Genomic DNA, 24,005 nt, shown 5'->3' with positions numbered 1-24,005 from the left:
CTTACGCGGGGTGTGGGCGGTCCGAGCGGCCGTTGGGACGGACGACCGAAAGTGATGCGGGTGGACGCGAAAGACATGGGCACCGACCTCAAGTCGGTGCTCATCACCAAGGAAGAGATCGACGCGAAGCTGGCCGAGCTGGCCGCGAAGATCGACGCGGAGTACGCGGGCAAGGACCTGCTGATCGTCGGCGTCCTCAAGGGCGCGGTGATGGTCATGGCGGACCTGGCACGTGCGCTGTCCACCCCCGTCACGATGGACTGGATGGCCGTGTCCTCGTACGGCGCGGGCACCCAGTCCTCCGGCGTGGTGCGGATCCTCAAGGACCTCGACACCGACATCAAGGGCAAGCACGTCCTGATCGTCGAGGACATCATCGACTCGGGTCTGACCCTGTCCTGGCTGATCTCCAACCTCGGCTCCCGCGAGCCGGCCTCCCTCAAGGTGTGCACGCTGCTGCGCAAGCCGGAGGCGGCCAAGGTCGCGATCGACGTGGAGTGGGTCGGCTTCGACATCCCGAACGAGTTCGTCATCGGCTACGGGCTCGACTACGCCGAGAAGTACCGCAACCTCCCGTTCGTCGGTACGCTCGCGCCCCACGTCTACGGCGGCTGACGGGCCCGGTGCCGTTCTTCACAGGACGATCGGGAACCCCAGCGGGTTCCGCGCCGTTGGAGCATGCGTGGGCGGGAATGACAGTCGTCCCCTGCGACTTCGGGTGACAATGCTGGGGTACCGTCCGAAGAACAGTCTTTACAAGTCTTTGTCAAACTCACTATGGCAGGAGGGACGGGGCGGCTCCGCTCCGTATGGATGGACGTGAAGCGATACTTCCGTGGGCCGGTCATGTGGATCGTGCTGGCCGTCCTTGCCGTGGTCGTGTTGATGCAGGTCGTCGGCTCGTCCGGCGGCTACAAGACAGTGGACACCGGCCAGGTCGTCCAGGCGATCAATGACAACAAGGTCGAGTCGGCCAAGATCACCACCGGCGACGAGCAGGTCATCAAGGCCTCGCTCAAGGACGGTGAGAAGGTCGACGGCAGCTCGAAGATCCAGGCGAGCTACATCGGCGACCAGGGTGTGGCCCTCGCCACCACCCTCCAGGACAAATACCAGAACAAGCAGATTCCGGACGGCTACACCGTTTCGCCGTCCAAGCAGAATCCCTTCGTGGGCATCCTGCTGTCCCTGCTTCCCTTCGTCCTCATCGTCGTCGTCTTCCTGTTCCTGATGAATCAGATGCAGGGCGGCGGCTCCCGGGTCATGAACTTCGGGAAGTCCAAGGCGAAGCTCATCACCAAGGACACCCCGAAGACGACGTTCTCGGACGTCGCGGGCTCGGACGAGGCGGTCGAGGAACTCCACGAGATCAAGGAGTTCCTGCAGGAACCGGCGAAGTTCCAGGCCGTCGGGGCGAAGATCCCGAAGGGTGTGCTCCTCTACGGCCCGCCCGGCACGGGCAAGACGCTGCTCGCCCGCGCCGTCGCGGGTGAGGCGGGCGTTCCCTTCTACTCGATCTCCGGTTCCGACTTCGTCGAGATGTTCGTCGGTGTCGGTGCCTCCCGGGTCCGTGACCTGTTCGAGCAGGCCAAGGCGAACGCTCCGGCGATCGTCTTCGTCGACGAGATCGACGCGGTCGGCCGCCATCGCGGCGCCGGCCTCGGCGGCGGTCACGACGAGCGCGAGCAGACGCTGAACCAGCTGCTCGTCGAGATGGACGGCTTCGACGTGAAGGGCGGCGTGATCCTCATCGCCGCCACGAACCGGCCCGACATCCTCGACCCGGCACTGCTGCGCCCCGGCCGCTTCGACCGCCAGATCGCGGTCGACCGCCCGGACATGCAGGGCCGTCTGGAGATCCTCAAGGTCCACCAGAAGGGCAAGCCGGTCGCCCCGGACGTCGATCTGTCCGCCGTCGCGCGCCGCACCCCGGGCTTCACCGGTGCGGACCTGGCGAACGTGCTGAACGAAGCCGCGCTCCTCACGGCGCGCAGCAACCAGAAGCTGATCGACAACAACATGCTCGACGAGGCGATCGACCGTGTGGTCGCGGGCCCGCAGAAGCGGACCCGGATCATGTCGGACAAGGAGAAGAAGATCACCGCGTACCACGAGGGCGGTCACGCCCTGGTCGCGGCGGCGTCCCCGAACTCCGACCCGGTGCACAAGATCACGATCCTGTCGCGTGGCCGGGCCCTCGGTTACACGATGGTCCTGCCGGACGAGGACAAGTACTCGACCACGCGCAACGAGATGCTGGACCAGCTCGCGTACATGCTGGGCGGCCGCGCGGCCGAGGAGCTCGTCTTCCACGACCCGACCACGGGTGCCGCGAACGACATCGAGAAGGCCACGGCGACGGCCCGCGCGATGGTCACGCAGTACGGCATGACCGAGCGCCTCGGCGCGATCAAGTTCGGCGGCGACAACACCGAGCCGTTCCTCGGCCGGGAGATGGCGCACCAGCGCGACTACTCGGAAGAGGTCGCCGCGCTCGTCGACGAAGAGGTCAAGAAGCTCATCGAGAACGCGCACAACGAGGCCTGGGAGATCCTGGTCGAGAACCGCGACGTCCTCGACAACCTGGTGCTCCAGCTGCTGGAGAAGGAGACGCTGGGCAAGGAGCAGATCGCCGAGATCTTCACTCCCATCGTCAAGCGGCCGGCCCGCCCCGCGTGGACCGGTTCCTCCCGGCGCACGCCGTCCACCCGCCCGCCGGTGCTCTCCCCCAAGGAGCTGTCGCTGACGAACGGGGCGAACGGCGCCTCCGCCGCCATCGCCGGCGCGACGGAGTCCGTCCCCTCGACGGAGACCGCCCCGGAGGAGCGCCCCGAGAGCTGATGGTCCGGCTCCCGGTGGCCTCACCAGGCCCGGAATGGATGCCGCACCCCCCAGGTTCTAGCCTGGGGGGTGCGGCATTTCTGATGCCCGGAGTGATCACGCGTCGAGTCACACGCGTGAGAGGCCAAGGAACGAGGAGCAGATGACCGACCCCGTGACGCTGGACGGCGAGGGCACGATCGGCGTGTTCGACGAGAAGCGTGCCGAGAACGCCGTGCGCGAGCTGCTCATCGCGGTCGGCGAGGACCCGGACCGGGAGGGCCTGCGCGAGACGCCGGGGCGGGTCGCCCGGGCGTACCGGGAGATATTCGCGGGGTTGTGGCAGAAGCCCGAGGACGTGCTCACGACGACGTTCGACATCGGGCACGACGAGATGGTCCTGGTGAAGGACATCGAGGTCCTCAGCTCCTGCGAGCATCACCTCGTGCCGTTCGTCGGGGTGGCCCACGTCGGGTACATCCCGTCCGTCGACGGCAAGATCACGGGTCTGTCAAAGCTGGCCCGTCTGGTGGACGTCTACGCCCGCCGCCCCCAGGTGCAGGAGCGGCTGACGACGCAGGTCGCCGATTCGCTGATGGCGATCCTGGAGCCGCGCGGGGTGATCGTCGTCGTGGAGTGCGAGCACATGTGCATGTCCATGCGGGGGGTGCGCAAGCCGGGGGCCAAGACGATCACGTCGGCGGTGCGCGGGCAGCTGCGCGACCCGGCCACCCGCAACGAAGCGATGAGCCTGATCATGGCCCGCTGACCCGCGCCTGGGCCCCTTGACCGTGCCGGGGCCCGCTGACCCGCGTACGGGCCGCCGCGAGACGGCGGCTCCGACGGGACGGCCGCGGCGTGCCTAGGCCGCCGCGGCCGTCCCGTCGTTCTCGTCGTCGTCCTCCGGGAGCTTGCAGACCCGCTCCAGGAAGAAGGCGGCGGCGATGACGCCGATGCCGGCGAGGACCGAGAAGCCCGCGTAGATGGCCTGGTCGCGGCGGGCGGGGACCTCCAGGGACTCCAGCAGGAAGGCGCCCGTGCCGCCGTACATCCCGGAGACCAGGGCGGCGACGAGGGCGCTGGCCTGGCCGAAGACGACGGCGCGGGCGGCCATCAGCGGGTCGACGCCCTTGGCGCCGGGCCGGCGCTCGCGCTGGGCCCGGAGGCGGGCGCGCAGCGAGAGCGCCGTGGCCAGCAGGACGACGGCGATCAGGGCGAGGACGACGGGGGCGGCCAGCGGGACCCGGGGGAGGGTCCCCACCGCGTTCCACAGGCGGGCGCCCGCCCAGGACAGGACGCCGGCCACGACGAACACGGCAGCCAGCGTCCTGATGCGCAGCTCTTTCACGTTGCCCCTTCGGTAAGCCGCTTGGTCGGTCGTCCTGACCTTAACGACTACTCGGGCAGCCGGAGTTCCAGGTCGGCGCGGGGCGTGACACCGTCCCGGGTGAGGGAGCCGAGGAGACCGGCCACGGAGCCGTGCCCGGGCAACTGCGCCTCGGGGTCCACGTCGTGCCAGGGCGCGAGGACGAACGCGCGTTCGTGGGCGCGCGGGTGGGGCAGCGTCAGCTCGGGGTCGTCGGAGACGACACCGTCGTAGGCGATGATGTCCACGTCGATCGTGCGGGGGCCCCAGCGCTCGTCGCGGACGCGGTTGAAGGCCTCCTCCACCGCGTGCGCCCGCTCCAGCAGGGACGAGGGCGGAAGGGTGGTCTTGAGGACCACGACCGCGTTGAAGTAGGCGGGCTGGCTGTCCGGGGACACGCCCCAGGGCTCGGTCTCGTAGACGGGGGAGACGGCCTTGACGCGGACGCCGGGGGTGTCCTCCAGGGCGTCGACGGCTCCCTGGAGGGTCTCCAGGCGGTTGCCCAGGTTCGACCCGAGGGAGATCACCGCGCGCTTCGGGTTGTTCAGGGTGATGTCGGCGGCGTCGACCCGCTCGACCACGGAGGGCGGCACCGGCTGGACGGTCGGGTCGCTCTGACCTCCGGTGAAGAAGGCGGTCATACTCGGCTCCGGGTGATGGTGACGGTCACGTCGTCGAAGGGGACGGTGATCGGCGCGTCCGGTTTGTGGACGCAGACCTCGACCTCCAGGACCCCTTCGTGCTTCAGACAGGTCTGGGCGATGCGCTCGGCGAGCGTCTCGATGAGATCGACGGGCTCGCCCTCGACGACCGCCACGACCTCCTCGGCCACGATGCCGTAGTGCACGGTCTTCGTCAGGTCGTCGTCGGCCGCGGCCGGTCGGGTGTCCAGGCCCAGCGCCAGGTCCACGATGAAGGTCTGGCCCTCCTCGCGCTCCCTGGGGAAGACGCCGTGGTGCCCGCGGGCCTTCAGGCCGCGCAGCGCGACACGATCCACGCGAATCACTCCTGCAATCGTCGGTGGCGGCGGGTGCGTACCGAGTGCGGACGGCGCACCAGCCTCATCAGGTGAATCTACCTGCGGGCACTGACAGTGCTCGGCCACGGGTGGGGTGCCCGGTGCGGCGCCGCCAGGGCTGCACCGGGCGTTTCCCATGGGGAACACGGCGGCTCACGGGTTGGTAGCCGCCCCTACCCAGGGCCCCGTGGTTCGAACCGCCGCTGCGCGCCTACCCACTCAACCGGGTGTGTCCTCGTCGTCCTCGGCACCGGATTCGGCCAGTACGGGCGAGGCGTGGTGCGACCAGAGCTTCCAGCCGTCCGGTGTGCGGTGGAACACGTTGGTGGCGACGACGAGCTGGCCCACGAGCGGGCCCAGCTCGTCGCCGTCCGCCGGCGGCGGACCGCCGCTCAGGATGTTCTCGGTGCAGGTCACCAGGGCGGTGTCGCCGGTGACGGAGACGTGGACGTCGGTGAGGAAGAACTGGATGTACTCGGTGTTCGCCATGATCAGCGCATACGACCTGAGGACCTCGCCGCGGCCGAAGAGTACGGGCCAGCCGGGGTGGACGCAGGAGATCACGGCGGCGTCCGCCGGGTCGTGGACGTCTTCGTCGTGGCCGAGATCCGACGGTGTGATCCAGAGGGAGGACACTTCGTCGAAGTCACCCCGCTCCATCGCCTCGTAGTAGGCGGTGTTGGCGAGCTCCACCTGCTCGACGTCGGTGTGGGGCGCGCTCACCGGTCTCCCGCTCCGCCCGGCTCGTGCGGGCCGGCGTCCCGGACCGCGGTGCCGGGGAGGGCGCCCGCGGGCCGGGCGGGCGTGCCGGCACGGGCACCCTCCACGGCACGGGCGACCCGGACGGCGTCGGCGGTGGCCCGCACCTCGTGGACGCGGACGGCCCAGGCGCCCTGCTGGGCGGCGAGCGCGGAGACGGCGGCGGTGGCGGCGTCCCGTTCGCGGGCCGGCGGCGGGGCGCCCCCGGGGCCCGCCAGAACCCGACCGAGGAAGCGTTTGCGGGAGGCCGCGACGAGCAGTGGGTGGCCGAGGGCCAGCAGCCGGTCGAGGTGGGCCAGCAGGGACAGGTCGTGGCCGGCCGCCTTGGAGAAGCCGAGGCCGGGGTCCAGGACGATCCGGTCGGGGGCGATGCCGCCCGCCAGAACGGCCTCCACGCGCGCGTGCAGTTCGTCGACGACCTCGGAGACGACGTCCTCGTACGAGCCCTCGGCGTTGCCGCCCGAGAGGAAGCCGCGCCAGTGCATGACCACGAAGGGGGCGCCTGCGGCGGCGACGACCGGGATCATCGCAGGGTCGGCGAGGCCGCCGCTGACGTCGTTGACGAGGGCGGCCCCGGCGGCGAGGGACTGCTCGGCGACCGAGGCGCGCATGGTGTCGACCGAGACGGTCACGCCCTCCGAGGCCAGTCCCCGCACGACGGGGATGACGCGCCGCAGTTCCTCGGCCTCGTCGACGCGGGTGGCCCCGGGACGGGTCGACTCACCGCCGACGTCCACCAGGTCGGCGCCCTCGGCGACCAGACCCAGGCCGTGCTTGACGGCGGCCGTCGTGTCGAACCAGCGGCCCCCGTCGGAGAAGGAGTCGGGCGTCACGTTGACGACCCCCATGACCGCGCAGCGGTCCCATACCGGCAGCCCCGCGACTTCGCCGCGCCCGCTCTTGGTGCTCATGCGTCCAGCCTAGGCCTCCGGGGGTGCGCCGCTTCCCCTCGGGCGGACCGGGCAGTCCCCGCCGTCGGCGGGCTCCGCGGACGCGAGGCCCCGGGGGAGGCTCCCCCGGGGCCCTGGGCAGGAAGACCCGCCCCCGCACGTTCCCGGGGCTCACGCCGGTCGCATCTCCCGCTCGGTGACCCCGTGTGCGCAGGGGCGGCGGGGTACCGGCGTGCGGCGGCGCAGCAGCCGGGGCAGGGCGAGGTTCACGAACCCTTCCGCCTGCATGGCCGCGAGGCCGATCCGCGGGAGTTCGCCGGAGGAGCGGTAGACGACGAAGCGGGGCTCCCAGCGGGGCCGGAATTTGGCGTTGAACTTGTACAGGGACTCGATCTGGAACCAGCGGGACAGGAAGACCAGCAGACCGCGCCAGGCGCGCAGCACCGGCCCCGCACCGATCTTCTCGCCGCGGGCCAGCGCCGCGCGGAACATCGCGAAGTTCAGGGACACGTGTGCGATGCCCAGGCGGGGAGCCGCCTCCAGGGCGGCCACGATGAGGAGTTCGTTCATGCCGGGGTCGGCCGCACGGTCGCGGCGCATGAGGTCGAGCGAGACGCCGTCGGCACCCCACGGGACGAAGTGCAGGACTGCCTTGAGATCGCCGTACGGGCCCGGCCGGGCGTCGGCCTTGTGGGCGGTGGCGATCAGGCAGTCGCCGTCCGCGGGGTCGCCGATGCGGCCCAGCGCCATGGAGAAGCCGCGTTCGGTGTCGGTGCCGCGCCAGTCCTCGGCCGCCCGGCGTATCCGGTCGAGTTCGCCCTCGCCGAGGTCACGGACGCGCCGGACGCGGGTTTCGTAACCGGCCCGCTCGATGCGCTTCACCATCTGGCGCACGTTGCGCATCGCGCGCCCGGACAGGCTGAAATCCGCGACGTCCACCACCGCCTCGTCGCCCAGTTCGAGGGCGTCGAGCCCGGTCTCGCGCGTCCACACCTCACCGCCCGTCTCCGAGCAGCCCATGACGGCGGGCGTCCAGGAGTGGGCCCTCGCCTCGTCCATGAAGCGCTCGATGGCGCCGGGCCAGGCCTCCACGTCGCCGATCGGGTCGCCGCTCGCGAGCATCACACCCGAGACGACGCGGTAGGTGACCGCGGCCTTGCCGCTGGGGGAGAAGACGACGGCCTTGTCGCGGCGGAGCGCGAAGTGGCCGAGGGAGTCGCGGCCGCCGTGCCGTTCCAGCAGGGCGCGCAGCCGGCTCTCGTCGTCCGGTGTGAGCCGCGCGGCGGGGTGTTCGGGGCGGAAGGCCAGGTAGATCGTGGTGACGGCGGTCAGGAGGCCGAGCGCGCCGAGGGAGAAGGCGACCGTCCAGGAGGTGGGTCCCGTGTAGTCGACGGGGCCGGTGAAGCCGAAGAGGCCGAACAGCACGTGCTGGATGCGGTCGGCGAGGCTGGGGTCGCCGGTCATCCGGTCGGAGTGGACGCTGACGATGACCAGTCCGAGGGCCAGTGAACCGGCGCCCATCAGTACGAAGTTGGCGAGGGCCCGCCACCGGCTGCGCGGGTCGGGCAGGGCGGCGAACTCACCGCGGTGGCGCAGCAGCGGCACGAGCAGCGCGAGGGAGATGGCGACGCCGATGAGGGAGTGCCGGTACGCGAACTGGGCCACGGCACCGGCCGGCAGCAGGACGACGGCGGCCCGCCACGCCCGGCGCTTGTGACGGCGCAGCCCGTGCGCGAGGAGCAGCAGAAGCACGCCGGCACTGAGCGACAGCGCGGCGGTGAACGGGCCCAGCGCGCCCGGCAGTACCTCGGCCAGCGTGTGCACGCGGCTGTGCCGGAAGCGCGGGAAGACACCGGCGGAGATGTCCAGGAGTCCTACGAGGGCGCAGGCCCGGGCGACCAGCGTGGGGGCGGCCTCGGCGCTCGGGCCGCGGAGCAGTCGGCGCGTCTTGCGCGGCCGGTCCGGAACCGCGCCGGACATTTCCCCATCTATCCTGACAGACATCGCATCCCGTAGTTCCGCGAGAGACCGTGAATCCGGTGCCAATCCGGCATCCGGCGACATTGCGCCCTCTAGGACGGTGTCTTGGGGAGACAGGTTCACTCCCTTCCGGAAAGCCGTTTCAAAAGGCAGGGAAAGTCCCGGGCAAGCGTCCGCGAAGAGGCGTGGCGCGCGCCCGGGACCGGAAAGCGCAGGCAGGAAGAGCCCATGGGTCTCACGAGCAACAAGGTGCTGGTATCGGCGGTCGTGGCCGCCGTGCTGCTGTTCGTCGGCACGGTGTGGCTGTGGCCGCGGCTGGCGCGGCACACCTGGCGGGCCGTCAGCGGCCGGGTCGGGCTGCTGCTGGCCACCCAGGTCGCGGTCTTCGCCGCCGTCGGGCTCTGCGCCAACCAGGCCTTCGGCTTCTACGCCAGTTGGGCGGATCTGTTCGGCCGGGAGAGCGGTCAGGGCGTGGTCGTCGACCACGGCCCCGGCGGGGCGGGCGGCGGCCCCCTCCAGGTCGTCGGCACACAGCAGGTGAACGTGTCGGGCGGGGCGCGTCCGCAGGTCGGCGGCCAGATCCAGAAGGTCGACGTGGTCGGCCGTACGACCCACATCGCCACGCCCGCGTACGTGTACCTGCCGCCGGAGTACTTCCAGCCGCGGTACCGCACCCGGACGTTCCCGGCCGTCACCGTCCTCACCGGCTACCCGGGCACCGCCGAGGCGCTCATCAAGGGGCTGCACTACCCGCAGACGGCGCACGCGATGGCCAAGGACGGGAAGATCCAGCCGATGATCCTGGTCATGCTGCGGCCGACCGTGGCGCCGCCGCGGGACACCGAGTGCGTCGACGTACCCGGCGGCCCGCAGGCCGAGTCCTTCTTCGCCAAGGACCTCCCCGACGCCGTGGCGGCCCACTACCGGGTGGGCAGGAAGCCCGGCAGCTGGGGCGTCGTGGGTGACTCCACGGGCGGGTACTGCGCGCTGAAACTCGCCGTCCACCACCCCGGGACGTACGCCGCGGGGGCGGGGCTCTCGCCGTACTACCGGGCACCCGCCGACCCCACGACGGGCGACCTCTTCCACGGGGACGAGGCGCTGCGCGACCACGCCGACCTGTGGTGGTACCTCAAGCACCGGCCCGCGCCCGACACCTCACTGCTCGTCACCAGCAGCAGGCAGGGGGAGGCGAACTACCGGGACACGCTGAAGTTCATAGAGCTGGTGAAGTCGAGGCGGCCGACCCGGATCGCGTCGGTCATCCTGGACAGCGGCGGACACAACTTCAACACCTGGCGGCGCGAGATCCCCGGCACCCTCCAGTGGATCAGCGGACGGCTGAGCGACCGCTGAGCACCGCGGGGCCCCGGCCGCCCGCGGCGGGGGCCCCGCGGCTTGGGCGGCCGGCGGCATCAGGAGCCGCTGACCGTCTCCAGATCGACGTCCGCGCGTGCGATGTCCCGGGCGTCCGCGGCCGTCGAGCGGCGCAGGGCCTCGTGCAGCCGGGCGGGGGTGAGGACGCCCAGGAAGCGGCCCTCGCTGTTCTCGTCGATGACGGCGATCCAGCCGGCGTCGTGCTGCAGCATCGTCGAGAACGCCTGCTTCAGGGACGCGCCCACCGGCAGCCAGGCCTCCATGCGCCGGGCGTGCTCCCTGACCGTGCCGGTCCGCCCGCGCGCGTGGTCGGCGGAGATCCAGCCGTGCAGGTCGCCGTTCGCGTCCAGGACGACCGCCCAGGGCGCGTCGAGCTTCCCGGGCAGCGGATCGTCGAGGCGCACCACGGGCGGCTGGTCGAGGTCGCTCTCCTCGATGGGCGTCACCGAGAGCCGCTTCAGGCCCCGGTCCGCGCCCACGAAGTCCGCCACGTAGTCGGTCGCCGGGGCGCCCAGGACGGCGGACGGGGTGTCGAACTGCTCGATGCGGCCGGCGCCGTAGACGGCGATGCGGTCGCCGAGACGTACGGCCTCCTCGATGTCGTGCGTGACGAACAGGACCGTCTTGCGCACGGACTGCTGGAGCCTCAGGAACTCGTTCTGCAGGTGCTCGCGCACCACCGGGTCGACCGCGCCGAACGGCTCGTCCATGAGCAGCACGGGCGGGTCGGCGGCCAGGGCGCGGGCCACGCCGACGCGCTGGCGCTGGCCGCCGGACAGCTGCTCGGGGTAACGCCCGCCGTAGACGGACGGGTCGAGGCCGACCAGGTCGAGGAGTTCGGCCGCGCGCTCGCGGGCCTTGGCGCGCTTGACGCCGAGCAGGTGCGGGACGGTCGCCGTGTTGTCCAGCACCGTCTTGTGCGGGAAGAGGCCGACCTGCTGGATGACGTAGCCGATGCGGCGGCGGAGCCGGACGGGGTCGACGGTGGATATGTCCTCGCCGTCCAGGAATATCCGGCCGCTCGACGGTTCGATGAGCCGGTTCACCATCTTCATCGTGGTGGTCTTGCCGCAGCCCGAGGGGCCGACCAGCGTGACCAGCTCCCCCTCGGCGACCTCGAAGGACAGGTCGTCGACGGCCGTGGTGCCGTCCGCGTACCGCTTGGTGACGTTCTCGAACCGGATCATGGCTCCCCATTGTGGCCGCGGACGGCGGACGTTGTGTGAAGGCAGTGTTTCGCTCGTACGGCGACTCTCGGCCATTGTCAGTGGTCGGCGTTAGGGTCGCCAGCAAGTCAAAACGATGTGCGGGCGCGCGGTCCACTGACATACGTTCGATGATGTGGGGGAGGTGGGACGGAGTGAGCGAGCAGAACTGCCTGGTGGCCAACGACTGGATCTGCGGGGAGTACGTCAGCTCCCGCAGCCAGGAGCTCACCGACGCGACGGTGCAGCACGTGTGGATCACCGTGGTCTCCGTGGCGATCGGTGTCGTCGTGGCCTTCCCGCTGGCGCTGCTGGCCCGCCGGTTCCGCGCCTTCGCCGGCCCGATCCTCGGTCTGACGACCGTCCTGTACTCGGTCCCCTCGCTCGCGATGTTCTCGCTGCTGCTGCCCCTGTTCGGCCTCTCGGCCTCCCTGGTCGTCACGGGACTCGTCCTGTACTCCCTGACGATCCTCGTAAGGAACATCCTCGCCGGGCTGCACGCGGTCCCGGAGGAGGCCCGCGAGGCCGCCCGAGGTCTGGGCTACGGATCCGCGCGGCTGCTCTGGGAGGTCGAACTGCCGCTGGCGCTGCCCTCGGTCCTCGCCGGGGTGCGCATCGCCACCGTCTCGACCGTGGCCCTGACGACCGTCGGGTACATCGTGGACTACGGCGGCCTCGGCACGCTCATCGTCAGCGGCCTCCACAGCGACTTCAAGGCGCAGGTGCTCACCGCGTCCGTGATCTGCGTGCTGCTCGCCCTGGCCGCCGATCTGCTGCTGCTCGGGCTCCAGCGGCTGCTCACCCCCTGGGCGCGGGTGACCCGCGCCCCCCGAATACGGCGGCGTGCGGCCCCGGCGAAGGTGGCTGAGGCGGCGTGAACGCGGTATCGGGTGCGTACGACTGGCTGACGACCGGTGCGAACTGGCAGGGTGACAAGGGGGTCTGGCACCGGCTCACCGAGCATCTGTACTTCAGCGGGGTCACGCTGGCCGTCGCCTGTCTCGTCGCGCTGCCGCTCGCGCTGTGGCTCGGGCACATCGGCAAGGGGGGCGCGCTCGCCGTGAACCTCTCCAACGTGGGGCGGGCGGTGCCCACGCTCGCCGTGCTCGTCCTGCTCACCCTCACCCCGCTCGGCCGGCACGGGGACCTGCCCACGCTCATCGCGCTGGTGCTGTTCGCCGTGCCGCCGCTGCTGACGAACGCGTACATCGGCATGAGCGAGGTGGACCGGTCCGTCGTGGAGGCGGCCCGCGGGATGGGCATGAGCGGTGGCCAGGTGTTCCGCCAGGTCGAACTGCCGCTGGCGTATCCGCTGATCATGACCGGGGTGCGGTCCGCGACGGTGCAGATCATCGCCACGGCGACGCTCGCCGCGGCGGCCGGCGAGGGCGGACTCGGCCGGATCATCACCGCCGGATTCAGCCTGCAGAACACGCCGCAGGTGGTGGCCGGCGCCTTCCTCGTCGCCGTGCTCGCGCTGCTGATCGAGGGCGCGCTGGTGATGGCGGGACGGGTCTTCGACCCGATGCGCGGCCGCCAGGGCACCGCCCGGTGACATCAGTTTCTCGATACGCGGTGACGTCCCGGTTCCCGGGCGCACCGTGACGTACGACTTCCGAAGAGGGGTAACGATGAACAGCAGAACGCGTCGGATGGCGGTCGCGGCGGTGGCCGTCGGCGCGCTGACCGCGGGGCTCACCGCGTGCGGCGGGGACAGCCTGGAGGACGACGGCCCCGACAAGGCGGCTGGCGGCGGCAAGGGCAAGCTCGTGGTCGGCGCGGCCGGGTTCACCGAGGCGAAGGTCCTCGGCGAGCTCTACAAGCAGGTGCTCGGCAATGCGGGTTACAGCGTCTCGGTAAAGACCGTCGAGAACCGCGAGATCTACGAACCCCAGCTGGAGAAGGGGGCGATCGACATCGTCCCCGATTACGCGGCGACCCTCGCGGAATTCCTCAACGTGAAGGAGAACGGCCCGAAGGCGAAGCCCGTCGCCTCCGGTGATGTCGACGCCACGGTCGCCGCACTGGAGAAGCTCGCCGGGCCGAAGGGCCTCAAGGTGCTGCCGGCCGGTGCGGCGGTCGACCAGAACGCGTTCGCGGTCAGCACCGAATTCGCCGAGAAGCACGACCTCAAGACCCTTTCGGACCTCGGCAAGTCGGGCGTCAAGGTCAAGATCGCGGCCGGTGACGAATGCGAGACGCGGCCCTTCTGCGCGCCGGGTCTGAAGAAGACCTACGGCATCGACGTCTCCGGAATCGACCCCAAGGGCGTCAGCACGACCCAGTCCAAGCAGGCGGTCAAGAACGGCACGGACCAGCTGGTCCTCACCACGACCACGGACGCGACGCTGAAGAACTTCGACCTCGTGCTCCTTGAGGACGACAAGAAGCTGCAGAACGCGGACAACGTGCTTCCGGTGGTGAACGCGAAGGACGCCGGCGACCAGGCGATAGCCGACGCCCTGGGGAAGCTGACAGAAACGCTCACCACGGATGATCTTGTGGAACTCAACCGCAAGGTCGACGCGGAGCGCCAGAAGGAAGCCGATGTGGCGAAGGAGTATCTGGAGTCGAAGGGGCTGATCAAGAAGTAGCCGGCCCGCCTCTCCGGCGGAATGCGCTCTTCGCGGGAGTGACGTGACGGGCCTCCCGCGGGCCGAAGTGGCAGCCCCTGCAACGTCTTTGCGAAGGCGTGGGAGGGGTTTCGCCCTGGGGTTGTGGCGCTTTCGCGAGGCGATGCGGTGGTCGTGTTCGTGCCCGGGGCGTGTGAAGGCTGCGGGGTGGCTGTGTTTTTACCTCGCGGGGCACCATGATTCGCCTACGCGCGGTAAGTTTCTGGCCATGCCACGTGGACGTCACCGTCATTCCCCGCCCTTGCACAGGCTGCTGCCTCCTTCGGCGATCGCCGGCGTCTCGCTTCTCTGCGCCGTCGGGCCCTGGCTGTTCACGGAGACCTCGGTGCTCCGTGGGCTGGCCGCGGCTGCCGCGCTGACGACCGTGGTGGGTTCGGTCGTCATGCGCCGCTGGGACACTTCGGCGGGCAAGCGTGTCGCGGAGCTCACGCGCGCGCGTGCGGGCGACGAGTGGCGCTACGAGGAGCGGGTCGCCGAACTGGAGACCGACCTCGAGGAGTCGCGCGAGCTGCGCACCAAGCTGGAGCACCGGCTGCGTGCCAAGCGGGCGGAACTGGCGGGCCTGCGCAACGAACACGCGGCGCTGCTGCGGCGGTACGCCACGGCGGAGACGGAGCGCGCGACCGCACTGGAGAGCCGTCGTGTGCTCGCGATAGAGACGGCGGTTCCCGCACGGGCGCTGACGGCGGCCTCGGCCGACCGGACAGCGCAGGCGCCCGGGGCCGTGGCGTCCCCGGGGGTGTCCGGTGCCCCGGCGTCCGGTGCCGCGGTACCGTCGGCGGGTCCGGTGTCCGCGTCGGCCGCCGAGGCGGCTCGTACGGTTCCGGCGCCTTCGCCCACTCCGGCGTCCGAGCGCACCGGCGCCGACCTGAAGGACCCGCCCCGCCCGGAGGGCGGTGAGTCGGGGGTCGACTCTTCGGAGCCCTTCTCCCCGACGGGTTCCTCACTGTTCCTGCGCGCCAACTCGGCGCTGGACCGGATCGTGGGCGAGCGAGGGGCGAACCCCGACTCCGGATCCGAGGGCGACTCAGGAACCGACCTCGATCCGAATCCGGAGCTTGAGCGCGAGCCCGAGCCCAAGTCCGAGCCCGACTCGGGATCCGCAACCGAACCCGAACTCCAGGTCGACGCCGATGCCAAGGCCGACGCCGACGCCGACGCCGACGCCGACGCCGACGCCGACGCCGACGCCGACGCCGACGCCGAGGCTGAGCGCGAGCCGGGTCCCGGCACGGACGGGCCCGGACCCGGACCCGGTGGAGCCGCGAAAGGCCGCTCTTCCAAGGGCGGTTCCGGCACGCAGGCCGCCCCCGCCGCGGAGGGCCCGGTGAAGGACACGTCCGCGCGGCGCGGCCCGGTGGAGGACGACCCGGCGCAGGCCGCGTCTGGGCCGGCACAGGTTCAGGAGGACGAGGCGGAGGGGAAGTCCGAGGCGGCCGACGGGCACCGGCGCGCGGCCGCCGCGCCCTCGGCAGGGGAGACCGCCTCCGCGACCGTCCGGCCGGTGCCCGTGCGACCGCCGTCCACCCGGCCCGCACCCGCCCGCCCGGCCGGCGCTGCCGCCCCGGAGGCCGCCGCACCGCAGGCCCCCGCCGATGAGACGTCCGCGGCGGCGGCCCTCACGCCCGCGAAGCCCACGAAGCCCGTCAAGTCGGTGCGGCCCTCCGGGCACTTCACCGTGCCGACGGCCGTGGCGGTCGTACCGAACGCGCCCCGGCGGCGTCGGCGGGTCGAGGGCGGTTTCGACTTCTTCGGTACGCAGCAGGGCACGTCGCCGGACGCGTTGGAGGCCGTGCAGAACGAGGACCTCGCGGACGTCGTCGGCCAGGAGGCGCTCGCGCTGCACAAGGCCGAGTCGGAGGCCGTCCAGTTCAAGCCCGCGGACGAGGAGTCCCGCGGGGTCGGCCAGGTCATCGACCTGACCGCGCACGACGAGACGGAGCGGATCGACGTGGCGGGACTGCGGAGCGCGGTCTCCTGAGACACGACGGCCGCTGAGGCAGGACGTCCACGGGTTCAGTTCACGGGAGGGCACCGGCACTGTCGCCGGTGCCCTCCCGTCGTACCGGGCCGGGACCGCACCGCGCGTCTCCGGGCCGTCCGCAGGCGCCCGCGCCGGCCTCCGGCCCCCCGGCCCCCGGCCCTGCGGGCCGCCCGTCGTGCTTCACACCATCCAGCGGTCCGGGCGGGCCTGTCCGCGGCCCGTGCGGGAGCGGTCGGCCTGGGACTGCAGGAGTGCCGCCGCCTCCCCGGCGTCCCGCAGCCGCGCCGTCACCGTCTTGTTGGCGCCGGTGTCCACATGGACGTCCGCGAGCCCCTTGAGGCGGGCCCAGGGCCCCTGTCCGAGCCGTACGCTCTGCACCTTCGCGTGCGGTACGAGGGCGAGGCTGCGGCGCAGCAACCCGTGGCGTGCCACGAACGCCGTGTCGGTGACGGCGAGCCCGTAACCCCGCCACCAGAAGGGCAGACACCAGCCGGCCCGGCGCGGCGGACGCGACAGCGCGCCCGGCACGACCATGCCCGGCAGCACCCGGGCGATCACCGCGTCGGCGATCTCGCGCGGAGCGACCGGGACGAGCACGGAGTTGGACGATCCGGCCACGTCCAGCTCGACGCGGACCCACCCCCGCCGCCGCCACAGCAGCGGCTCGACGATCCGCACGGTCTGCACCCGGCCGGGCGGCACCGTCTCGTGCGTACGGTCGAGGAGGCCGTGGTCGATCCGCAGGCCGTCCGGGGACTCGCCGACCGTCCAGTCGTACTCGGCGACGAAGCGCCCCACGCTGCTCGCGCCCGCCGCGCCGAGCAGCGGCAGACCCGTCGCGAGAACCGTCCACGCGCTGTGGGTGAGGAACCAGAGCAGCGACGGCACGACGAGCGCGGCGGTCAGGGTTCCCCAGGTGGCGCCGGTCAGGACCAGGGAGACGGCGAGGACGCCCGCGGGCACGTGCAGCAGCCGCCGCACCGGCGCCTCGCCGACCTCGTGGGCCGTCTCGGGCGCGAAACCGGCGGCGCGCGCGAGGAGTTCCGCGCGCAGGGCACGGGCCTCACCCTCACCGAGGTAGGCGAGTTCGTCCTTCTTGTCGGTCCCTATGACGTCGAGTCTGAGCTTGGTGACACCGGCGACGCGGGCCAGCAGCGGCTGGGTGACGTCGACGGCCTGGAGCCGGTCGAGCCGGATGTGCGCGGTGCGGCGGAACACCAGGCCGGTGCGGATGCGCAGTTCGGTCGCGGTCACCGCGTAGTGCGTGAACCACCAGGTCAGGAAGCCGTAGAGGGCGGCAGCCGGGACGAACACGGCCAGCCCGACGAGCAGCGTGGTCGTCGTCAGCCGGGTCAGCTGCGCCTGCGCCTGGCCGGGGTCGTGCACCGCCCAGCCGGCGAGCACGGCGACGGGCGCCCAGGCCCGCCGCAGCGGAGTCACGGGGTGCAGGCGCTGCTCGACGAGCGCGGACGCCTCCGCCGGCGCCACCACGCCATGGGCGCCGGGAACGCCCGCGGTCCCCGGCGCCCGAGTGCCCGCATCCGCGGTCCCTGGCGCCGACGTGCCCGGAACCCTTGCGGTCCCCAGCGCCGATGTGCCCGAAGCGCCCGGCCCCGGCAGTGGCGGGTCCGCAGGTGCCGGGTCGGAGGGGACCGGCGGCGGGGGCGGGGTCACAGGCCCGCCGATCGTGCCTCGCCGAGTTCCGTGAGCCGGTCCCGCAGCCGCTCGGCCTCCTCGGGGTCGAGCCCCGGGATGCGGGCGTCGGTCGCCGCCGCCGCCGTGTGCAGCTGCACGCTCGCCAGCCCGAAGTACCGCTCCACGGGCCCCGAGGTGACCTCGACCAGTTGCATGCGCCCGTACGGCACCACGGTCTCCTCGCGCCACAGCACGCCCCGGCTGATCAGCAGGTCGTCCGCGCGCTCGGCGTACCGCCAGGAGCGCCAGTTGCGCCCCAGCACCGGCCAGCCCCACAGCGCCAGACCGAGGGGGAGCAGCGCGAAGGCCGCCCAGCCGGGCCCGGCGAGCAGCCCGAGGCCGAGTCCCGCGGTGATCGCCGCCAACCCCGCCCACACCACCAGCAGCAGCCGTCGCATCCGGAGCAGGCCCGGCGGCAGGCCGGTCCAGACGGGCTCGCCCGCCGCGTTCTGTGTGGTCCCCGTCTCCATGCCGCAAGGGTACGTACGAGAGACTGTCCCCATGACTCCCACGACGGAGACCATGGTCGGTATCGGCGGCGCCGCGGAGAGCACCGACATGGTGCTCAACATCGGGCCCCAGCACCCGTCCACACACGGCGTGCTCAGGCTGCGGCTCGCCCTCGACGGCGAGCGGATCCAGCACGCGGAGCCGGTCATCGGCTACATGCACCGCGGCGCGGAAAAGCTCTTCGAGGCCCGCGACTACCGCCAGATCATCATGCTCGCCAACCGCCACGACTGGCTCTCCGCCTTCTCGAACGAGCTGGGCGTGGTCCTCGCCGTGGAGCGGATGCTCGGCATGGAGGTCCCCGAGCGGGCGGTGTGGATGCGCACGCTCCTCGCGGAGCTGAACCGCGTCCTCAACCACCTGATGTTCCTCGGGTCGTACCCCCTGGAGCTGGGCGGGATCACCCCGGTCTTCTACGCCTTCCGGGAGCGCGAGGAACTCCAGACCGTCATGGAGGAGATCTCCGGCGGGCGCATGCACTACATGTTCAACCGCGTCGGCGGCCTCAAGGAGGACCTGCCGGCCGGCTGGGCCACGCGCGCGCGTGAGGCCGTCGCCTCCGTCCGCTCGCGGATGAGCGTGTACGACGACCTGGTGCTCGGCAACGAGATCTTCCGGGGCCGCACGCGCGGTGTGGGTGTGCTGTCGCCCGAAGCCGTGCACGCGTACGGGGTGAGCGGGCCGATCGCGCGCGCCTCCGGGGTCGACTTCGACCTGCGCCGCGACGAGCCGTACCTCGCCTACCCGGAACTCCAGGACACACTGAAGGTGGTCACGCGCCGGGAAGGCGACTGCCTCGCCCGCTTCGAGTGCCTGCTGGAGCAGACGCACGTCGCCCTTGCGCTCGCCGACGCCTGCCTCGACCGCCTCGCGGACCTGGCGCCGGGCCCGGTCAACCAGCGGCTCCCCAAGGTACTCAAGGCCCCCGAGGGACACACGTACGCCTGGACCGAGAACCCCCTCGGCATCAACGGCTACTACCTGGTCAGCAAGGGCGAGAAGACCCCGTACCGGCTGAAGCTGCGCTCCGCCTCGTACAACAACATCCAGGCGCTGGCCGAGCTGCTGCCGGGCACGCTGGTGGCCGACATGGTGGCGATCCTGGGGTCACTGTTCTTCGTGGTCGGGGACATCGACAAGTAGGTCCGCGAAGGCGGACGGCACGTCCCGCGGGCCGGCCGGGGGGTCCATCGGGCCGGCCGGCAGGTCCAGCGGTACGCCGACGGGCTGGAGCAGCCAGCCGAAGTCGCCGAGTCCGCCCGCGGCGGTGAGCTCGGCGGCGGCGCCCGCGTCCGCGAGGGCCCGTACGTAGGCCGCGGGGCCCGTGGTCGCCAGGGACAGCGGCGGGCGGTCGCCGCGCACGCCGAGCGCCCGCAGGGCCGCCCGCTGCGTCACCACCCGCCCGCCGGGCAGCGCGCACGCGTCCAGCGCCACGTGCGCCGTGAGGTCGCAAGACCCGTCGGGCACGGGCGGGGTCTCGCGGCCCGCGCGGAAACCGGTGAGCGTCCCGAACGGGGGCCGCGCGCCCGCGAAGTGCGCGTAGTCCACGGCGACGGCGAGGCCCCGGTCGAGGGCGGCGACGGCGCGGGCCCAGGCCGCGTCCCTGGGGAGGCCGATCTCGGCCCGCATGCCCTCGGACGGCGTCGGCCACCAGCGCGCGAGCCATTCGGCGTCCGCCCCCACGACGGGCGGCCCGAGCCGTTCCGTCCCGTCCCGGTGTACGAGGACCAGCCGCGGTACGCCCTCCGCGTCCGCCTCGGCCACCTCCACGGGGACGTTGTCGAGCCACTCGTTGGCGAACAGCAGACCGGTGGTCCCCTCCGGGGGCTCCGGCAGCCACTCGATCCGGTGATCGAGACCGGCGGGCCGCCCGGCCCGCTCGACCGCGTACCCGCGCGCGCGGGCGGCGACGTCGCCGGGCAGGACCGCGAGGACACCGGTCACGAGTTCGCCCCGGCCCGCCGCCATGTCGACGAAGGCCAGATCGGCCGGGCGTCCCAGCGCCTCGTCCACGCGGCACAGCAGCCGCGCCACGGCCCGCGCGAAGAGCGGGGAGGCATGGACCGACGTGCGGAAGTGCCCCGCGGGCCCCTCCGGACGCAGATAGAAGCCGCGAGGCCCGTACAGCGCCTCCTCGGCCGCCGCACGCCACCCGCGCCGGCCGTCGGCCGTCTCCCGCCGTCCGCCCCGGCCGTCCGCCGCCTCATCCGTCACCGGCCCAGGCTAGAGCCCTCCCGACGGCCGGGCCGGCCCCGTCCCGGGGAGCCCGGTAGCCGCAGAGGACTGCGGGCCCTCCACCTTGGGGAGTACGCGTGCGGGTTGCGGATCGGTCCTCCGGTTGACCCCCGCACACACCGCGCCTACCTACTCTGGGTTACGTGCAGCGCCTCTATGACTTTCTCCGCAGGTACCCCACGTGGGTCGACTGCTTCTGGGCCGTCGTCCTGCTCGGGATCACCGGCGTGAGTCTCCGCAGTGTCAGCGGGGCGTCGGAGCACCGGGGGCCGCTCGCCGTGGCGCTCCCGGTCGCCGCCGTCCTGTGTCTCGTGATCGCGCTGCGCCGCCGGATGCCCGAGAAGATGCTCGTGCTGGCGGCGGCCACCGGTGTGGCGCAACTCGTCCTGGACGTGGGGGTGTCGCCCGCGGACTTCGCGCTGCTGGTGATCATCTACACCGTCGCCGCGGACGGCGCCCGCTGGGCCTCCCGGTTCGCCCTGGTCGGCGGACTCTGTGCGGCACCCCTCTCCCAGCTGCGCTGGCCCCAGGAGTCGGCGGGCACCCCGGGCGTCGTCCTGATAGCGGTCTTCCAGACCGTGCCGTTCGCGCTCGCGTGGGTGCTCGGCGACTCCATCCGCACCCGCCGCGCCTACCTCGCGCAGCTGGAGGAGCGTGCCGCCCGCCTGGAGAAGGAGCGCGAGGCGCAGTCGAAGGTCGCGGTCGCCGCCGAACGGGCCCGGATCGCCCGGGAACTGCACGACGTCGTCGCGCACAACGTGTCCGTCATGGTGGTCCAGGCCGACGGCGCCGCCTACGTCCTCGACACCGCCCCCGACCAGGCCAAGAAGGCACTGGAGACCATCTCGGGGACCGGCCGGCAGGCGCTCGCCGAGATGCGCCGCCTGCTCGGCGTGCTGCGCACCGGCGAGCACCAGGAGGGCGGCGAGTACGTCCCGCAGCCCGACGTGGAGCAGCTCGACGACCTCATCGAGCAGGTGCGCACCGCCGGCCTGCCCGTCGACTACAAGGTCGAGGGCACCCCGCGCCCGCTGCCCAGCGGCGTCGAACTGACCGCGTATCGCATCGTGCAGGAGGCCCTGACCAACACCCGCAAGCACGGCGGCCCGAACGCGGGCGCCAGCGTGCGGCTGGTGTACTTCGACGACGGCCTCGGGCTGCTCGTCGAGGACGACGGCAAGGGTGCCCCGCACGAGCTGTACGAGGAGGGGGGCGCCGACGGCCGGGGCCACGGCCTGATCGGCATGCGCGAACGGGTGGGCATGGTAGGCGGCACCCTGGACGCGGGGCCGCGCCCCGGTGGGGGCTTCCGCATCAGCGCACTGCTGCCGCTCAAGGCCGCCCACTGACACCTGTACATACGTTCGCCGCACATCTGTACGTATCCGTGCCCGATCCCTGCCCGATCCGTGCCCGATCCTGTTGTCCGGGACCCACCCGGCCTCGTATGCGCCCGAACCGCTGACCCCCGTACGTTTGTGAAAGGACCCCGATGGCGATCCGCGTGATGCTCGTCGACGACCAGGTGCTGCTGCGCACCGGCTTCCGGATGGTGCTCGACGCCCAGCCGGACATGGAGGTCGTGGCCGAGGCGGGCGACGGCGTCGAGGCCCTCCAGGTGCTGCGGGGGACCGACGTCGACGTGGTGCTGATGGACGTCCGCATGCCGAAACTGGACGGCGTCGAGACCACCCGCCGCATCTGCTCGGACACCGAGCCGCCGAAGGTGCTGATCCTGACCACCTTCGACCTCGACGAGTACGCGTTCTCCGGGCTGAAGGCGGGCGCCTCCGGCTTCATGCTCAAGGACGTGCCGCCGGGCGAGCTGCTGACCGCGATCCGCTCCGTGCACAGCGGTGACGCCGTCGTCGCGCCCTCCACGACCCGGCGCCTGCTCGACCGGTTCGCGCCGATGCTGCCCAACGCAGGCAAGCAGCCCCAGCACGCGGAGCTGGAACGGCTCACCGGCCGCGAGCGCGAGGTCATGGTGCTGGTCGCGCAGGGACTGTCGAACGGCGAGATCGCCGCCCGGCTGGTCCTGTCCGAGGCCACCGTCAAGACCCACGTGGGCCGCATCCTCACCAAACTGGGACTGCGCGACCGCGTCCAGGTGGTCGTCCTCGCCTACGAGACGGGCCTGGTACGGGCGGGCGGCCACGGCTGACCGGGGACGCGACCGGCGGGTGACCGGGACGCACCAGCGATCTCGCCCTCGCCCGGCGCGACGGTGTCGTGATCGCCCCCATGACGGTCACCGAGCCGCGCTGCTTCGAGGAAAGGTCCACGGCCGGACAGGCCTCAGCGCAGGATGCCCTCCAGGAAGTCGCTGCCGAGGCGGGCCACCACGGTGACGTCCAGCTGGTGCAGGACGTACCGGCCGCGGCGGCGGGTGGTGAGCAGGCCCGCCTTCCTGAGGACGCCGAGGTGCCGGGATATCTCGGGGGCCGTCATGCCGTGCACCTGCGCCAGCTCACCCGTGGTGTAGGCACTGCGGGCCAGATGACGGCAGATCCGCATCCGGACCGGGTGGGACAGCGCCGTCATCCGCAGGGTCAGCTGCTCGACCGAGGGCGGGGCGGCCGGCTCGGGCGACCCGACCGGGTAGTGCAGCACCGGCTGCCATCCGTAGCGGTGGAGGACCATCAGGTGCGGCCGGCCGAGCGTGGTCGGCACCAGCAGCAGGCCGCCGTCCGCCGTGGCGGTGTGACCGTCGGCCAGCTTGTCCACGACGATCCGCCCGGCGGGCTCGTCCAGCGTCACGGAAGGGGAGACCGAGGCCAGCGCGCCGGCGAGGCCCTTGCGGCGGAACAGGTCCGTCTTGTGCCGGGCGTCCGCCGCGAGCTGGTGCCGCAGCCGCGACCACGCCTCCGCGAAGAACGCCTCGTCACAGTCCTCCACGAACTGCCGCAGCCATGCCCGCACACCCGTCGGGTCCTCCAGCAGCCGCCGGGCGAACCGCACCTGGTGCGGCCCGCGCGAGGCGGCCAGCTCCAGGGCACGCGCGCGCAGCCGCAGGTCGGACAGCGTGTCGGGGCCGGGCGCGTCGTACGACAGCGCGCACGTGAACTCGAGCGCCGCCGCCACGAACTGCTCGTCCGTCAGCTTGTCCAGCAGGTCCAGGTCCTCGGCGAGCGTGGCCCCCGGCAGCGTGGATCCACCGGGGATGCCCGCGGCGGGCAGGAAGAGGTCCGAGAACGTCGTGCGCCACAGGAAGTCGGCCTCGCACATCCGGTCGGCGAGATGCGGGTCGAGGCCCGCGGGCACCGTGGTCGCCCAGCCCCGGAGCCCCGGATGGTGCCCCGGCTCGGACAGCGCGTGCAGCGCCATCCCCAGCTCGGCCAGCGGGGACGGCACGACGGCGACCCGCTCCCGCCGCAGCCCGGTGACGTCGATGCTCACGCTCATGCCCTCATGGTGCACCGCCCCACCGACAACGCCGCCGCCGATCGGCACCGGCCGTCGACCGGCAGGACAGACGCCGGGTACGGGCGCAGGCTGGGAGCACCGGAGCACCGGAGCGCCGCGCCCACACC

22 protein-coding genes are annotated in these 24,005 nt (G+C 72.1%); 11 read left to right on the top strand and 11 right to left on the bottom strand.

The features are described from left to right. The first annotated feature begins 54 nt into the window (after window positions 1–54). The 3 genes from hpt to folE all read left to right on the top strand — a co-directional run bounded on the left by hpt (window position 55) and on the right by folE (window position 3,589). Entirely contained in the window at window positions 55–615 is a 561-nt protein-coding gene (gene hpt, locus AC0ZLC_RS21980; protein ID WP_010986089.1) for a hypoxanthine phosphoribosyltransferase, read from the top strand. Window positions 616–813: 198 nt separating this feature from the next. Next, window positions 814–2,841, top strand: coding sequence for an ATP-dependent zinc metalloprotease FtsH (ftsH, locus tag AC0ZLC_RS21975; RefSeq protein WP_476753654.1), 2,028 nt, complete (start codon window positions 814–816; stop codon window positions 2,839–2,841). Window positions 2,842–2,983: 142 nt separating this feature from the next. After that, window positions 2,984–3,589, top strand: coding sequence for a GTP cyclohydrolase I FolE (gene folE, locus AC0ZLC_RS21970; protein ID WP_358854732.1), 606 nt, complete (start codon window positions 2,984–2,986; stop codon window positions 3,587–3,589). 93 nt (window positions 3,590–3,682) lie between these two features. Here folE and AC0ZLC_RS21965 read toward each other — a convergent pair whose 3' ends face one another. The 6 genes from AC0ZLC_RS21965 to AC0ZLC_RS21940 form a co-directional block, all read right to left on the bottom strand. Beyond that, window positions 3,683–4,168 carry a DUF3180 domain-containing protein gene (locus tag AC0ZLC_RS21965; RefSeq protein ID WP_476753653.1) on the bottom strand — a complete coding sequence of 162 codons (486 nt, stop codon included), beginning with the start codon at window positions 4,166–4,168 and terminating at the stop codon, window positions 3,683–3,685. A gap of 47 nt (window positions 4,169–4,215) precedes the next feature. Continuing rightward, entirely contained in the window at window positions 4,216–4,827 is a 612-nt protein-coding gene (gene folK, locus AC0ZLC_RS21960; protein WP_476753652.1) for a 2-amino-4-hydroxy-6-hydroxymethyldihydropteridine diphosphokinase, read from the bottom strand. After that, window positions 4,824–5,183 (bottom strand): dihydroneopterin aldolase, encoded by a 360-nt coding sequence (gene folB / locus AC0ZLC_RS21955; RefSeq protein ID WP_358854735.1) that lies wholly within the window; start codon window positions 5,181–5,183, stop codon window positions 4,824–4,826. Before folB ends, folK begins: the two co-directional genes overlap by 4 nt. Before the next feature lie 240 nt (window positions 5,184–5,423). Next, the gene (locus AC0ZLC_RS21950) at window positions 5,424–5,927 is read right to left on the bottom strand and encodes a nuclear transport factor 2 family protein (RefSeq protein ID WP_476753651.1); all 504 of its coding nucleotides are present in this window, start codon (window positions 5,925–5,927) and stop codon (window positions 5,424–5,426) included. Beyond that, complete coding sequence (folP, locus tag AC0ZLC_RS21945; protein ID WP_476753650.1) at window positions 5,924–6,874, bottom strand: dihydropteroate synthase; 951 nt, start codon at window positions 6,872–6,874, stop codon at window positions 5,924–5,926. Before folP ends, AC0ZLC_RS21950 begins: the two co-directional genes overlap by 4 nt. 150 nt (window positions 6,875–7,024) lie before the next feature. After that, the gene (locus AC0ZLC_RS21940; protein WP_476753649.1) at window positions 7,025–8,833 is read right to left on the bottom strand and encodes a phosphatidylglycerol lysyltransferase domain-containing protein; all 1,809 of its coding nucleotides are present in this window, start codon (window positions 8,831–8,833) and stop codon (window positions 7,025–7,027) included. 228 nt (window positions 8,834–9,061) lie between these two features. Here AC0ZLC_RS21940 and AC0ZLC_RS21935 point away from each other — a divergent pair, with 228 nt between their 5' ends. Beyond that, window positions 9,062–10,189, top strand: a complete 1,128-nt coding sequence (locus AC0ZLC_RS21935) for an alpha/beta hydrolase (protein WP_476753648.1) — start codon at window positions 9,062–9,064, stop codon at window positions 10,187–10,189. Window positions 10,190–10,248: 59 nt separating this feature from the next. On the opposite strand, the gene AC0ZLC_RS21930 is transcribed toward AC0ZLC_RS21935, so the two are convergent. Beyond that, window positions 10,249–11,397 (bottom strand): ABC transporter ATP-binding protein, encoded by a 1,149-nt coding sequence (locus AC0ZLC_RS21930; RefSeq protein ID WP_476753647.1) that lies wholly within the window; start codon window positions 11,395–11,397, stop codon window positions 10,249–10,251. Window positions 11,398–11,570: 173 nt separating this feature from the next. Here AC0ZLC_RS21930 and AC0ZLC_RS21925 point away from each other — a divergent pair, with 173 nt between their 5' ends. The 4 genes from AC0ZLC_RS21925 (at window position 11,571) to AC0ZLC_RS21910 (ending at window position 16,029) form a co-directional block, all read left to right on the top strand. Further along, window positions 11,571–12,293 carry an ABC transporter permease gene (locus AC0ZLC_RS21925; RefSeq protein WP_476753646.1) on the top strand — a complete coding sequence of 241 codons (723 nt, stop codon included), beginning with the start codon at window positions 11,571–11,573 and terminating at the stop codon, window positions 12,291–12,293. Beyond that, complete coding sequence (locus AC0ZLC_RS21920) at window positions 12,290–12,970, top strand: ABC transporter permease (protein WP_476753645.1); 681 nt, start codon at window positions 12,290–12,292, stop codon at window positions 12,968–12,970. The genes AC0ZLC_RS21925 and AC0ZLC_RS21920 overlap by 4 nt, the downstream gene beginning before the upstream one ends. A 76-nt stretch (window positions 12,971–13,046) precedes the next feature. Then, entirely contained in the window at window positions 13,047–14,009 is a 963-nt protein-coding gene (locus AC0ZLC_RS21915; protein ID WP_476753644.1) for an ABC transporter substrate-binding protein, read from the top strand. 289 nt (window positions 14,010–14,298) lie between these two features. Continuing rightward, window positions 14,299–16,029 carry a hypothetical protein gene (locus AC0ZLC_RS21910; protein WP_476753807.1) on the top strand — a complete coding sequence of 577 codons (1,731 nt, stop codon included), beginning with the start codon at window positions 14,299–14,301 and terminating at the stop codon, window positions 16,027–16,029. Window positions 16,030–16,212: 183 nt separating this feature from the next. On the opposite strand, the gene AC0ZLC_RS21905 is transcribed toward AC0ZLC_RS21910, so the two are convergent. Further along, a complete protein-coding gene (locus tag AC0ZLC_RS21905) occupies window positions 16,213–17,520 on the bottom strand; it encodes a PH domain-containing protein (RefSeq protein ID WP_476753643.1) in 1,308 nt (435 codons plus the stop codon). Between the two features lie 182 nt (window positions 17,521–17,702). After that, the gene (locus AC0ZLC_RS21900) at window positions 17,703–18,197 is read right to left on the bottom strand and encodes a PH domain-containing protein (protein ID WP_476753642.1); all 495 of its coding nucleotides are present in this window, start codon (window positions 18,195–18,197) and stop codon (window positions 17,703–17,705) included. Window positions 18,198–18,228: 31 nt separating this feature from the next. Here AC0ZLC_RS21900 and AC0ZLC_RS21895 point away from each other — a divergent pair, with 31 nt between their 5' ends. Beyond that, window positions 18,229–19,380, top strand: coding sequence for an NADH-quinone oxidoreductase subunit D (locus AC0ZLC_RS21895; protein ID WP_476753641.1), 1,152 nt, complete (start codon window positions 18,229–18,231; stop codon window positions 19,378–19,380). Here the strand turns inward: AC0ZLC_RS21895 and AC0ZLC_RS21890 are convergent. Beyond that, complete coding sequence (locus AC0ZLC_RS21890) at window positions 19,345–20,451, bottom strand: SAM-dependent methyltransferase (RefSeq protein ID WP_476753640.1); 1,107 nt, start codon at window positions 20,449–20,451, stop codon at window positions 19,345–19,347. The two genes, AC0ZLC_RS21895 and AC0ZLC_RS21890, sit on opposite strands and share 36 nt — an antisense overlap. Window positions 20,452–20,615: 164 nt before the next feature. On the opposite strand from AC0ZLC_RS21890, the gene AC0ZLC_RS21885 reads away from it, so the two are divergent. Further along, window positions 20,616–21,821, top strand: a complete 1,206-nt coding sequence (locus AC0ZLC_RS21885; RefSeq protein ID WP_476753639.1) for a sensor histidine kinase — start codon at window positions 20,616–20,618, stop codon at window positions 21,819–21,821. A gap of 143 nt (window positions 21,822–21,964) precedes the next feature. Further along, entirely contained in the window at window positions 21,965–22,636 is a 672-nt protein-coding gene (locus AC0ZLC_RS21880) for a response regulator transcription factor (protein ID WP_476753638.1), read from the top strand. A 134-nt stretch (window positions 22,637–22,770) separates the two neighbouring features. Here AC0ZLC_RS21880 and AC0ZLC_RS21875 read toward each other — a convergent pair whose 3' ends face one another. Beyond that, window positions 22,771–23,877: a DUF5937 family protein gene (locus AC0ZLC_RS21875; RefSeq protein ID WP_476753637.1), complete on the bottom strand. Its 1,107-nt coding sequence runs from the start codon at window positions 23,875–23,877 to the stop codon at window positions 22,771–22,773. Between the last annotated feature and the right edge of the window lie 128 nt (window positions 23,878–24,005).

It is taken from the genome of Streptomyces sp. GLSS-08, from assembly GCF_056387915.1.
This window is presented reverse-complemented; position numbering and strand designations above follow the sequence as displayed.